Genomic DNA, 13,267 nt, shown 5'->3' on the forward strand with positions numbered 1-13,267 from the left:
GTGGTACCGCGAACAACTCCTTCGTCCTTTTACAGACGAAGGGGTTTTTTTATTTTCCGGGAAGCCTTCTCTCAAGGCAACACAAACAAAAGGAGGAATTTCAATGACTGAACAAACGCCGACAACACCGCAAATGCCGACGAAGTACGACCCGAAAGTGATTGAAAAAGGCCGTTATGAGTGGTGGATCAACAACAAATTCTTTGAAGCGAAACCCGAAAGCGGCAAGACACCGTATACGATTGTGATTCCGCCGCCGAACGTTACCGGCAAACTTCACCTGGGCCACGCGTGGGATACAACGCTGCAGGACATCATGACACGCATGAAGCGCATGCAAGGATTTGACGCGCTATGGCTTCCGGGAATGGACCATGCCGGAATTGCCACACAGGCAAAAGTAGAAGGCAAGCTGAAAGAAGAAGGGAAATCCCGCTACGATTTAGGGCGCGAGAAATTCCTGGAAGAGTCGTGGAAATGGAAAGACGAGTATGCGGGGCATATCCGTGAGCAATGGTCGAAACTGGGCCTTGGGCTTGATTACTCCCGTGAACGTTTTACACTGGACGCCGGCTTGTCGGATGCGGTTAAGGAAGTATTCGTAAAACTTTATGAAAAGAAACTGATCTACCGCGGCAAATACATCATCAACTGGGATCCGGCGACAAAAACCGCGATTTCAGATATTGAAGTTATCTACAAAGATGTACAAGGTGCGTTCTACCATATGCGCTACCCGCTAACAGACGGTTCCGGCTATATCGAAATCGCGACAACGCGTCCCGAAACGATGCTTGGCGATACGGCGGTAGCGGTTCATCCGAAAGACGAGCGCTACCAGCACTTGATCGGCAAGAAGGTAACCCTTCCAATTATCGGCCGCGAAATGGAAATCGTGGCAGACGATTACGTAGACATGGAATTCGGAAGCGGCGCCGTGAAAATTACTCCGGCACACGACCCGAATGACTTTGAAATCGGCAATCGCCACAGCCTGGAACGCGTGTTGATCATGCATGAAGACGGCACGATGAACGAAAATGCCGGCAAATATGAAGGCATGGACCGCTTCGAATGCCGCAAGCAAATCGTTAAAGACCTGCAGGACATGGAAGTTTTATTCAAAATCGAAGAGCATTTGCATTCGGTTGGGCATTCGGAACGCAGCGGGGCAGTGGTAGAGCCTTATCTGTCGACACAATGGTTCGTAGACATGAAGCCATTGGCACAACAGGCGATTGACTTGCAGCACGGCGAAGAAGGCGTCAATTTCGTACCGGACCGTTTCGAAAAAACTTACCTGCACTGGATGGAAAACATCCGCGATTGGTGCATTTCTCGCCAATTGTGGTGGGGCCATCAGATTCCGGCTTGGTACCATAACGAAACCGGTGAAATCTATGTAGGAATGGAAGCTCCGGCAGACGCTGAAAACTGGACGCAGGACGAAGACGTACTTGATACGTGGTTCTCATCCGCGCTATGGCCGTTCTCGACGCTCGGCTGGCCGGAAGAAACCGACGATTTGAAACGCTATTACCCGACAGATGCCTTGGTTACCGGCTACGACATCATCAACTTCTGGGTATCGCGCATGATTTTCCAGGCACTTGAATTCACTGAAGAAAAACCGTTCAAAGACGTATTGATCCACGGCTTGGTGCGCGACGCCGAAGGACGCAAAATGTCGAAATCGCTCGGCAACGGCGTTGACCCGATGGACGTTATTGCGGAATACGGCGCGGATTCGCTTCGCTACTTCCTGGCAACGGCTTCTAGCCCGGGGCAGGACCTTCGCTTCTCAATGGAGAAAGTGGAATCCATCTGGAACTTTGCGAATAAAATCTGGAACGCTTCCCGTTTTGCGTTGATGAACATGGACGGCATGACGTACGAGGAAATCGATCTTTCCGGCAAACGTTCAGTAGCTGATTCTTGGATCCTGACCCGTTTGAATGAAACCATCGAACAAGTGACGCATCTTGCGGAACGCTACGAGTTCGGTGAAGTGGGCCGCTCGCTTTACAACTTTATCTGGGATGATTTCTGTGACTGGTACATCGAAATGGCGAAATTGCCGTTATACGGCGAAGACGAAGACGCGAAGAAAATGACGCGTTCAGTTCTCGCTTACGTACTTGATAACACAATGCGTTTGTTGCATCCGTTCATGCCATTCATCACTGAGGAAATCTGGCAGAACTTGCCGCACGAAGGTGAATCGATTACGGTTGCCGCTTGGCCGACAGTGGACGAATCGCTGACTGACCAAAGCCAGTCGTCAAGCATGAAACTGTTGATGGACATCATCACTGCTGTTCGCACGATCCGTGCAGAAGTTCAGTCGCCGATGAGCAAGAAAGTGGCATTGACGATTTCAGCGAAAGACGTTGATACTCACGCGGTTCTTAAAGCGAACGCCGCTTACATCGAACGTTTCTGCAACCCGGAAACTTTGACGATCGGCGAAAACATCGAAGCACCGGAAAAATCAATGTCCGCCGTTGTATCGGGTGCCGAGTTGTTTATGCCACTTGAAGGCTTGATCGACATCGACGCAGAACTTGCCCGTCTAAACAAAGAACTTGAGAAATGGGCAAAAGAAGTGAAACTCGTTCAAGGCAAACTATCGAACGAACGCTTTGTTTCCAAAGCGCCGGAAGCTGTAGTCGCGGAAGAACGCAAAAAAGAAGCCGACTACTTGGAGAAACACGCCACAGTCGAAAAACGCATTGAAGAATTGAAAAACCTATAAAATGGCAAACCGCTTTCCTTCGGGAGAGCGGTTTTTTATATGCGGATCGTCTAGCTTGCGAAGCTGGTTATCGTTAACCGGTGTTTTTAGGATTTCTATCGAAGTTTTTGATGTCTCTATCGGCATTATCAAAGTTCTTATCGCAGTTTTAACATTTTCTATCGATGTTTCCAAGATTTTTTTCGAACTTTTCCCGATACGCGAAGATTGACACCTGCAAACCCATTTGCTATATTTATACCTGACGAACGGTCGGAAGGTGGTCGGAGAATTTATGACAGTCAACCAATTAAAAGAAGCGGCGCTGAACCGCTTTGCTGAACATGGCTATGAAGGGACCTCGATGGCGCATATTGCGGAAGCGGTCGGCATCAAGAAGCAGTCGATCTACGCCCACTTTAAAGGGAAAGACGAATTGTTCCTTCAGGTGTCAAACGACGTAGTAGAGAACGAACTCGCTTCCATTACGGAATTCATTGAACAAAACCAGACAAAACCGATCAAGGAATTTCTATACGATTTTCTCGTGCACCATAAAATCCGCTACGAACAAAATGCGGATACGAAGTTCTGGTTGCGCAATTCCTTTTTCCCGCCGGCCCACCTGTACGAGGAAGTGATGAAAAAGGTCTATCTGTATCTCGATACGCTCGAAGATCAGCTGGAGCCGATTCTGGAAAATGCGGTAAAAGAAGGGCAGCTTGATGCGTCAATTGATGTAAAGCGGGCAACCGCGGCATTTCTCGGCGTACTGGACGGCATATTTGTGGAAATGCTGTACGGCGGGCCGGAGCGGCTGAATAAAAGATTGGACGCTTCCTGGCATTTCTATTGGCGCGGCATATCGAAAGTTTGAAGAGAGTTATGGAGGAAAAGATATGAATTTGCATTGGATACTCGTAATCGCGGCGGGCATAATTGAAATATTATGGGCGACCGGATTGAAATACGCGAACTCTTGGATGGAATGGGTGGGCGTCGCGGTCCTCATTTACATTTCATTCGTCGTACTTTTAAAAGCGCTGGAAAAAGTGCCGGTCGCTACAGCATATGCGGTATTTACCGGAATCGGGACCGCCGGAACGGTCATCGTAGAAATGGTCGTTTTCGGTGAGCCGTTCAGTTGGACAAAAGTGTTCTTCATCAGCATGCTGCTGGCGGGCGTTCTCGGACTGAAACTTGTGACTGCAGATCCCGAAAAGAAAGAAGAGGTAATTTAATATGGCTTGGGTATACTTGATATTAGCCGGCTTGTTTGAAGTGGTGGGTGTGATCGGCATGAACCGTGTCGTCAAACACAAAAAGCTCTCCTCCTATGTCATCCTGATCGGAGGATTCATCGTCAGCTTCACCTTGCTCGGGCAGGCAATGGAAACCTTGCCGATGGGCATTGCGTACGCGGTCTGGACCGGCATCGGAACGGTTGGCGGCACGCTGCTCGGCATGTTCGTTTACGGCGAATCAAAAGACTGGAAGCGCATCGCCTTTATCGCCATGATTGTCGCGGCGGTCGTCGGGCTGCGGCTGACTTCTTAATAAATGAAAAGTGGTCCTGGAACGAATTCCAGGACCACTTTTTTATTCGCCGATTTTCACAATCGGTTTGATGGTCGAGCCATTTTTAGAATCCTCGAATGCTTCGTTGAGCTGTTCAAACTCATACACTTTAGTCAGCTTGTTAAAAGGGAACATGCCGCGTTTGTAATAAGCGACGAGCTGGGGAATGAAGACTTGCGGAATTGAATCGCCTTCGATGACGCCCATCACCGTTTTGCCTTCCGCCATGATATCGTTGTGGACATCAAACGTGATTTCCGGCGTCACGCCGACAATGGCACACGAACCGAGCGGGCGCAACGAATGGATCGCTTGTTTCACAACCGGAGGGACACCGGTCGTCTCTACCGCGTAATGCGTGCCGCCACCCGTAATCTTTTTGATTTCGTTGACGACATCCACATTTTTTCCGTTCAATGTATGCGTAGCACCAAGTTCTTTGGCAAGCTCCAGCCGGTTGTCATGGATGTCGACAGCAATGATGTTGAGGCAGCCGGCAATTTTCGCCGCCATTACCGCACTCAACCCGACAGCTCCGCTGCCAAAGACGGCGATCGACGAACTGAATTCGGGTTTTATGCGGTTCAGCACGGTCCCAGCGCCCGTCTGGATGCCGCAGCCAAGCGGGCCAAGCAAAGCCAAATCGACTTCTTTGTCGACTCTAACGACATTCCGTTCATTCGTCACGGCGAACGTGCCAAATGACGATTGGCCGAAAAACGTTGACACGGCGTGGTCATGGTGATGGATCCGGTTTGTGCCGTCCTGCATTTTGCCGCCAAAATTCAGCTCATTGAAGTTCAGGCACACCGTCGGATGTCCCGTCAGACAGTTTTCGCAATGTCCGCAGTAGGCAAATGACAACACGACATGGTCGCCGGCTTCAATCGAAGTCACCGCCGACCCGACTTTCTCCACAATGCCGGAACCCTCGTGGCCAAGGACTGCCGGGAAAGGGGACAACCCAAGGTCTCTTGCCACGGCGTCTGTATGGCAAACCCCTGAAGCGACAATTTTCACAAGCACTTCATGGTCTTTCGGTTCGCCCAGTTCCACTTCCTCAAATTTAAACTCTTCACCTAATCCGTGCGTTACCGCTGCTTGAATCTTCATCGAATCCCTCCTAGTATTTTTTTGTCCAATTAGTAAAATACCCGCTTTTTGCAGAGAATAGTCATTGGATGAACAGTCCAGCACCAGCTTAAAGAAAACCAAACCCATAATGCCTTTGCTTTTCGCTGAGCGAAAAGCGACAAAACCAGAGAAAGCGAAGTTCACTCGGAGAAAAAGGGACTCAGATTCAAAAGGTGGAAACTCAGCGGGAAAAGGTGGGAACTCATCCTCAAAAGGTAGTAACTCAAGTCTAAAAGGTAATAACCCAAGTCCAAAAGGTAGTAACCCGCGCCCAAACCCACCATCCCCAATAAAAAAACAGCCCGCGAAAAAGCAGGCTGCAAAATTATTTGTTCTTCGGCCGAAACGGCCGCTCTTTTTCAATTTTCCTCAAATGCATTACCAGCAGCTCCGCAATATTCTCATCATGTGTCTCATAAAACGACCGCGCGCCGACCGGATCTTCAATTTCATTGAACACATGGCGCCCGTCCGGCAGCAGCAAAAAATCCACGCCGATGTAATCGCCGTTCAGCGCCCGTGCAATTTTCAGCACATCTTGTTCCTGTGCCGCAGAAAGCACATACTTCTCAGCAGAACCGCCAAGCGAGTAGTTCGCCTTGAACCCGTCCGCCGAACTCCGTTTTACAGCACCGACCAATTCGTTGCCGATAACATAGGCCCGTACATCGGCTGTATGCTCCACCACCGGCTGAAAAACGAGGGAGCCCGACTCAAACGGAATCTCATCCAAAGACGTTATCACTTCCACTTCCGTCCCGCCGTGCCCGTCCGCCGTCTTCACCACGCAAGGAAATGCCGGCGCTTCCCGGTAAGTCGGAATCACCGGCACACCGAGCAGCTGCATCAGCTGAAAGCTCTGCCATTTGTCATTGGCCACGCGGTTCACTTCGGCGCGGTTGACGAGAAACACTCCATTATCTTCCAAGAAGCGCGCGGCTTCCGGACGGCGCACCCGGAACAGCACAAGCTCACCCTGAAGAGTATCCGCTAAAACCGCCAACCCGTCTTCTGTCCAATCGTTCCACTGCACGAGCCGAAATTCCCCGAACTTCTGCAGCTCCTGAATAAACCCGGCGTTGCGCACCGCATCTTTCGTTTCATACAAAATAATCATCGCAAGTCCTCCAATATATAAGCGATCATGGCATCCGCCACGTTAACACCGGTCACGTTCAGGATATTGCGGATATGGGCAGCGGCGTTCACTTCGCAGACAAGCGGCTCCTCGTCCGCACCGAACAGCAGATCCACGCCGGCAAAGACAGCGCCGACAGCATCCGCCGCATCGAGCGCCAGCTGTTTCTGGGTTTCCGTCAACTCGACCGGAGATGCCTTGCCGCCGTTCGTGATGTTTGCGCGGAAATCCGTTTCCGAATGGCGGTACATCGAAGCGACGATTTCGCCGCCGACGATATTGACGCGGATGTCGCGGCCCCGGCTCGAAACGATGAACTCCTGAAACACAAAGTCGACGCCGCGAAGCGATTCCACTTTTTCGTAAAACGCCGTTTCATCTTCAATCAAATACACTTTCATGCCGAACGAGCCATGGCCTTCTTTGATAATCATCGGAAACTTCAATTCCTCGATGACCCGTTCAAAATAGCCGGAGTCCAAAATCGAGAAATTCGGATAGACTTTCGGCGCCACAATCGTCCGCGGCATCGGCAGTCCCGAGGCCGCCAACCGGATATACTGCGTGGCTTTATTGTCGCACAGGTCGATGATCGCCGGATCGTTGTAAACCGGCACCCCGCGGCTTTTCAGGAAATATCCAAGCAGGATGTCTTTATCGAGCAGCACCGCAAAATCGGGCAGCGCTGCATCATTCTTCAAATCCATCAGAATTTCGTAATTCTTCATTATATGTGTTTCAACGCCTGCGCGTTGTGCCGCTTCTGCCACGAGTTGCGCCTGGTCTGCGAATTTATCTGATACCAAACTTCCGTTGTAGATCACCCAACATGTTTTCATTTCTATTCCACCTTCATGCTATAATTAACTTAAAAAAAGTGTATCACGTTTACTGGGGAAGGAAGGCCGAAATCATGATTAATGGACTCAATTTCTATAAGAACAAATGGAACATCCAAACAGATGCTTCGATCAAACCGGGTCTTCAAGCTATCACCGCCGCACTTGCGGAATTAAACAATCCTCATCAAAACATCAGCTTCATACATATTGCCGGCACGAACGGCAAAGGTTCGACCGGCGCTTTCCTATCCGCCATCCTGCACAAACACGGATTGACCGTAGGCAATTTCTTTTCGCCGGGAATCGAAGACCTGCACGACCAGATCCAGGTGGACGGCAAAGCGATAACCGAAGAAGACATGGACCAGGCAATGGCGCGTTTGGCAGAGATCAAAACGCCGCTGACCGACTTTGAATTATTGACAGCTGCAGCGTTTCTGATTTTTGAACAAAAACAACCGGACATCGCCATCATCGAAGCAGGGATGGGAGGGCGCTTTGACAGCACGAACGTCATCAATCCGATATTATCGATCATCACGTCGATTTCCTATGAACACACGGCTTTTTTGGGCGACACGCTGGAAAATATTGCTTGGCATAAAGCTGGAATTATAAAAAAATGGAAACCAATCATCATCGGCAACTTGCCGGAAGAGGCGGAACGGGTCATCCGGGAAGTTGCCGATGCCTTGCACGCCGAATTGATCCGCCCCCAAAAACAAATCAACACCGAACTGAAACTGAAAGGCCGGCACCAAAAAGAAAATGCCGGCTTGGCGCTCGAAGCGGCGAAAGAAATATTGCTGTTGAAATTCAACCACAACTTAGCGGAAACGGCGCTGGCTTCGGCGTTCATTCCGTTCCGCTTTGAAGAAATCTATCCAAATCTCATCATGGACGGCGCGCACAACGAAGCAAGCGTCAGTGCGCTTGTTGAGACGATCAAAGAAGTGTACCCCGATAAACAGATTCATATCGTGATGGCGCTGATGAAAGACAAAGCATACGCCAATATCCTGCGCAAGCTGGAAACGATCAGCGACCAGTTTACGTTTATCGACTTTGACAACGAACGCGCGTTGCCTGCCAAAATTTTGTTTACAGAAAATAGAAGTAAAATAAAGACAATTATAACTAATTGTGATATATTACCTGTATTAAATGAAGAGGTAGTGACAATAGTCACAGGCTCTCTTTATTTACTGTCTGCACTTCGAAACAATCATTTCAGCATGTTCCAGAACTACCAAGCACCTGCTGAATGAGGAAGAAAGCTGCACTTAAAGACATACAGGGAGGTGAAGAAATGACGCGTTTCAGCAAAAACAGCTGGGCTTTATGGATCGTCTGGCTGTTGCTTGTGCCGCCGGGACTGTATTTGATCCATCAAATCTTTCCCCCGCCTCAAATAGAACCTTGGCATTTAGCGGCATACATCCTGTTTTTCGTGCTCACCTGCCTGATGCCGATGAACATCAACGGGGCTTCGACTTATCTCGTCCAATGGGTGACAATTGCCGTCTTCCTGAAATACGGCATTTTCGTTGAAATCCTGATTTCGCAATTGACGATGCTGATTGTCATGGTCAGAAGCCGGACCGACGAACCGCTGACGATGCGGATTCCGTTCAACTCGATTATGTTTTTCCTGATTTCCTGTTTTTCAGGACTTGCCTATCTCGGGGCTGGCGGACAAATCGGTTCGCTTAATCTGCTGCACATCCTGTTTTACGGCTTAATCTTCCAACTGGTATCCGTGTTCTCCAATCAGATCATTTACTACTCGTATGACCGTTTAACGGGAAGCCAAGTAAAGTTTTTCTCTGTTGACGCGTTATGGGACTTCGCGCTGACGCTCATTATCTTCCCGTATGCCATTGCGCTTTACATTTCTGAAGCCTATATCGGCATTCCGGCACTGCTCCTTCTCGGCATTCCGTTCCTGATCATGACCGCGGTGATGAAGCTTTACAACAACACCCAACTGATCAACAACGATTTGCAAAGGGCAGGGGAAATCGGCCATCAGCTGGCGGCCCGCCTGACGACCGACGAAGTGCTCGACCAATTCGTCATCCAGGTTTCCGATATGTTCAAATCGGACTATGCGTATGTCATCGATTACCGCAACAGCAACTTGCTGATGCTCCGGATGTTCGAGCATCAGGAGTTCCAAAAGCAGAGCGTTCCGCCGGTCCGTTATTACAAAGGCATTGCCGGCAATGTCATCCTGAACAACACGCCGGTTTGTTACAATAAAAAAAGTGAATGGGAAGACATTGTGACAGGCTACCTGCCGATTGATACCGAAAGCATTATGTGCACGCCGATTTCGCGCAACAATAAAATCGAAGGCGTCCTGATGCTGGCGTCCCGAAAAAAATACGCCTTCAAGATCCATCAATTAAAGATCCTGGATATTTTAAGTACGTATTTCGCGGTCTCGCTTGAAAAAGCCGGCTACGTCCAAAAAGCGATTGCCACCAGCGAACGCTGCGGCTTAACGAAACTGTACAATTACCGCTACTTGGACCAGGCGCTTGAAAAGAGCATGGAAAAAGTGAAATCTGGAGAAATCCGCAACTTGTCGCTTGTCATGATGGACATCGACCACTTTAAAGGCATCAACGATAAATACGGCCACCAAAGCGGCAACGATATTCTCATCGGACTCGCACGTATTTTGGAAGCGGAAGTCGGAAAAGAAGGCATCGTCGCCCGGTACGGGGGCGAAGAATTCGTCATCGTCTTTGAAAACTACAGCAAAGACCTTACGCTATTGTTTGCCGAAGGGCTTCGCAAAAAAATCGAAAAGCATGACTTTCTGATCCAGCAGGATCTCGGGGCGGAACGAACGATTGAAACGGTGCATGTGACTTTGAGCATCGGTGTCTCCACCGCACCCGACGACAGCGACGAGCCGAACGCATTGCTGCGCAATGCTGACCGCGCACTGTATATTGGAGCCAAACAGGCTGGACGGAATAAAGTCGCTGCCTATGCAAAATAAGGCCGTGAAATGATCCCGATTCATTTCACGGTCTTTTTTCCTATTTATATTGCAAATTAGATTTAAATACCTAGTAAAAAGATTACATTTTACTGTAAATAAGTGGTGCGCATTTGCAGAGAAAATGTAATAATAGGCTTATAATACCGATTAGACTTAAATACATTATTAAAAGTAAAATAAATACAAAAAACCGTTATATTAATGAAGTGGGAGGCTGGAAATGAAAGCGACCAGCAATGAAAAGGGATTAACTTTAGTTGAGATATTAGCCGCTCTAGCGATTCTGGGAATTTTCTTTGTTGGAGTTGTCACCATCTTTCCACAAATGACGCTGTTTAATGCACGGACAGAAACCAAACTGGATACCATGAATCTCGCAAAGCAGGAAATGTCTTCTATTACATTGGCTTCGAAATGGGAAAAGCTTTTGGTGACCAGTCCGACTGATCCGACGTCGCTCGAGCCTCAATTTCTAAAGAAGGAAAAAATAATAACGGAAATGCAGGCTTTGGGCTACAGCCAAGACACAGCAAATTCAGTTGCGGCAACACCTTATACAGAAAACTCCTTTATGCGTTTTAAAAAAGACGGTGAGTACCGCTACGAAACAGATGTTTACCTGCAATGCGAACCGTTCCTATTAAAAGACCCGACGGCAAGCGGCACGGGAACCAAAGTTCCGTGTGCGGAAAGCGACCGCATCAAATTGTATAAAATCCATCTGAAAGTCTTCAGCAACAAGAATTCCACGAACGGCAGCTACCAGATGAGCAGCGAAACCTATTCCTATATCCGCTATACGGCGAAAAAGCCAGGAGGTTGATACGTTGAAATTGAATCAAAAAGGGGTCACGTTGGTCGAATTGCTGGCGGCGCTGGTGCTGGTCTCCATCGTCGCAACCATAGCCTGGACGGCGCTGTCCATCGGCTTTAAGCACACGGCGGCTGAAACGAGCAAAACCCAGCTTCAGCAAGATGCAAACTTGATCGTGACCAAACTCACCAACGAACATCGTAGAAATGACTATTATTATTTGCAAATGAACGCCGGGCATCTTGAAATTAAAACCTGCAACGATCAGACTTCTCCTGCGATTGCCCCTTGTGGCACTTTTGTCCGTTTGACAGATGCCAATTTCAAATACACGGGAACGATTAACGGCATCCAATTTGCAAGCTGGAATGCCGCTACTAAGATTGACCCGAAAAACAAACACGTCGATCTGGTCCTGAATGTGGCCGACCCGGTCAAACCGACTCGGTCGGTTGAAGTGAAAACGACTTTAACACGAATCCTGACCAATTAAATTAAAGGGGCGCAGAAGATGAAATCCATAAAAAGTGAAAAGGGCTATGCATTAGTGGTCGTTCTTTTGCTCATCGTTTTGGTGCTGGGCATCTCTGCGACCTTCATTTCCGGCTCTCTCAATAATGCGAAACAGGAAAAGACGGTGGACCTTTCCAATCAATCGGTAGCAGCAGCTGAGATGGGAATCCTTTACTATTCAACCGATTTCGAACGGTCACTCGATCAGATCAAGCAGGAAGTGCTGAACCAGACGCGCTTGGAACTGGATAAGATCGTCGCCTGTTTGTATGCCAGCAATAAAGATGCCTGCGATACATCCGCAGAGCGTACTGCCTGGGAACAAAACATCGACCGTCAAATGAAGCAATTGTATGTGAAAAAGATTCTTATAAAAATCAACGAATTGATTAAAATCAATGGGACACAAACGGCGCCGTTCACTTCTACGCAGTCCAATTACGCGCCGCAAACATGGAAGTTGATGAACGTGGCGTATACAGCGAGTGAACTGCAGACTGTCAGCAATGTATTGGTTGACCGGATTGTCGCCCAAGGCAAACTGGAAGTGAAAATGGATGTAAAAGGGACGTCCATGAGTTCCCCGAAAACCTTGAACTCGTTGTTTACCGTCAACATTCCCGCTTCATTTTTAAATAAAGGAGAAGTCTACAACGTCGGCCAGGAAATCATCGCCGGCAAAGAAGATGCGGCGTACCAGGATGTCTTCAAATTGACGCCGCCGACACAATCCTGCGACGCTTTGCTAACCAGCGTCATTGCCGGCACAGCTCGAGCTCCATTTGAATGCAAAATGACCGGCGATCAAAAATTGGCGACGTTTATTGCCAAAGTGACGGCAGCCGGAAAAAACCCGATGGACTTCTGGGTCCATGTGGACGACTTCCAGAGAAACGTCTGTACGTCGAACTGCAACTCCATCGATTTCCTTGGAACAAACGTTGTTGTAAAAGCGACGGATGCAGGGGCATCGAGCAATATGAACAATCTGGTAAACGGCAACTTGATCATCAACGGCACATTGACGACCGGGCAAAACATGAACAACTTAGGGAAGAACATGTCCAAACAGACCATCGTATTAAAAGAGATGTATATCGGCGGGAATATCAAAAATCTGTTTTATACCAATTTAATGATCCTTGGTAAGGATACGGGAGAAGATTCCCGCCTCCATGTCGTAGGCAAATTCCAAATTGACAACTATACCCACCTCTGCATGGACATCGATCGGATACTTCCGGCAGATCTTGACCGGCTGGCGGCTACTATCGAAGTGACCAATAGCGGAAGAATCATTTATTATTCCGCAGTTGGCAAGACTTTCGCGCTTACCGGACTGGACGCAGCAAACCGCACAAAATTGTACGTAACGAAAGCGGCCAGCTACGGGGAATTCTTAAACAACTGCGGCATTGGCATCAAGAGCACGCAGACCGTTCCCATTTCATCACCCGTTGTCATCGATACCGATTTCGATTTTGAAGTCGATTACTGA

The 13,267-nt window shown here is 48.6% G+C and carries 12 protein-coding genes and 1 other annotated feature (1 of these 13 running past the window's edge); of the genes, 9 read left to right on the forward strand and 3 right to left on the reverse strand.

Features of this window, described 5'->3' with window-relative positions; translation table 11 throughout:
- Positions 1-32: a binding site (T-box leader), on the forward strand; it begins 190 nt to the left of the window's first position.
- Between the two features lie 71 nt (positions 33-103).
- The 4 genes from BLQ32_RS16815 (at position 104) to BLQ32_RS16830 (ending at position 4,291) form a co-directional block, all read left to right on the forward strand.
- Positions 104-2,755: a valine--tRNA ligase gene (locus BLQ32_RS16815; protein ID WP_074511322.1), complete on the forward strand. Its 2,652-nt coding sequence runs from the start codon at positions 104-106 to the stop codon at positions 2,753-2,755.
- Between the two features lie 274 nt (positions 2,756-3,029).
- The gene (locus BLQ32_RS16820; protein WP_074511324.1) at positions 3,030-3,611 is read left to right on the forward strand and encodes a TetR/AcrR family transcriptional regulator; all 582 of its coding nucleotides are present in this window, start codon (positions 3,030-3,032) and stop codon (positions 3,609-3,611) included.
- A 22-nt stretch (positions 3,612-3,633) separates the two neighbouring features.
- Positions 3,634-3,975 (forward strand): DMT family transporter, encoded by a 342-nt coding sequence (locus BLQ32_RS16825; protein WP_074511325.1) that lies wholly within the window; start codon positions 3,634-3,636, stop codon positions 3,973-3,975.
- Position 3,976: 1 nt separating this feature from the next.
- Positions 3,977-4,291 (forward strand): DMT family transporter, encoded by a 315-nt coding sequence (locus tag BLQ32_RS16830; RefSeq protein WP_074511327.1) that lies wholly within the window; start codon positions 3,977-3,979, stop codon positions 4,289-4,291.
- A 42-nt stretch (positions 4,292-4,333) separates the two neighbouring features.
- Here BLQ32_RS16830 and BLQ32_RS16835 read toward each other — a convergent pair whose 3' ends face one another.
- The 3 genes from BLQ32_RS16835 to BLQ32_RS16845 all read right to left on the reverse strand — a co-directional run bounded on the left by BLQ32_RS16835 (position 4,334) and on the right by BLQ32_RS16845 (position 7,423).
- Entirely contained in the window at positions 4,334-5,425 is a 1,092-nt protein-coding gene (locus BLQ32_RS16835; RefSeq protein ID WP_074511329.1) for an NAD(P)-dependent alcohol dehydrogenase, read from the reverse strand.
- A 346-nt stretch (positions 5,426-5,771) separates the two neighbouring features.
- Positions 5,772-6,563, reverse strand: a complete 792-nt coding sequence (locus tag BLQ32_RS16840) for an ATP-grasp domain-containing protein (protein ID WP_074511331.1) — start codon at positions 6,561-6,563, stop codon at positions 5,772-5,774.
- Entirely contained in the window at positions 6,560-7,423 is an 864-nt protein-coding gene (locus BLQ32_RS16845; protein WP_074511333.1) for an ATP-grasp domain-containing protein, read from the reverse strand. The genes BLQ32_RS16840 and BLQ32_RS16845 overlap by 4 nt, the downstream gene beginning before the upstream one ends.
- A gap of 74 nt (positions 7,424-7,497) precedes the next feature.
- Between BLQ32_RS16845 and BLQ32_RS16850 the strand changes: the two genes are divergently transcribed.
- The 5 genes from BLQ32_RS16850 (at position 7,498) to BLQ32_RS16870 (ending at position 13,267) form a co-directional block, all read left to right on the forward strand.
- The gene (locus BLQ32_RS16850; RefSeq protein WP_074511334.1) at positions 7,498-8,694 is read left to right on the forward strand and encodes a bifunctional folylpolyglutamate synthase/dihydrofolate synthase; all 1,197 of its coding nucleotides are present in this window, start codon (positions 7,498-7,500) and stop codon (positions 8,692-8,694) included.
- Positions 8,695-8,735: 41 nt separating this feature from the next.
- Positions 8,736-10,439: a sensor domain-containing diguanylate cyclase gene (locus BLQ32_RS16855; protein WP_074511336.1), complete on the forward strand. Its 1,704-nt coding sequence runs from the start codon at positions 8,736-8,738 to the stop codon at positions 10,437-10,439.
- A 223-nt stretch (positions 10,440-10,662) separates the two neighbouring features.
- Positions 10,663-11,265 carry a PulJ/GspJ family protein gene (locus BLQ32_RS16860; protein ID WP_074511338.1) on the forward strand — a complete coding sequence of 201 codons (603 nt, stop codon included), beginning with the start codon at positions 10,663-10,665 and terminating at the stop codon, positions 11,263-11,265.
- Between the two features lie 4 nt (positions 11,266-11,269).
- A complete protein-coding gene (locus tag BLQ32_RS16865) occupies positions 11,270-11,749 on the forward strand; it encodes a prepilin-type N-terminal cleavage/methylation domain-containing protein (protein WP_074511340.1) in 480 nt (159 codons plus the stop codon).
- 18 nt (positions 11,750-11,767) lie between these two features.
- A complete protein-coding gene (locus tag BLQ32_RS16870; protein WP_074511341.1) occupies positions 11,768-13,267 on the forward strand; it encodes a hypothetical protein in 1,500 nt (499 codons plus the stop codon).

The sequence above is a fragment of the Planococcus glaciei genome (genome assembly GCF_900099655.1).
GTDB lineage: Bacteria > Bacillota > Bacilli > Bacillales_A > Planococcaceae > Planococcus > Planococcus glaciei.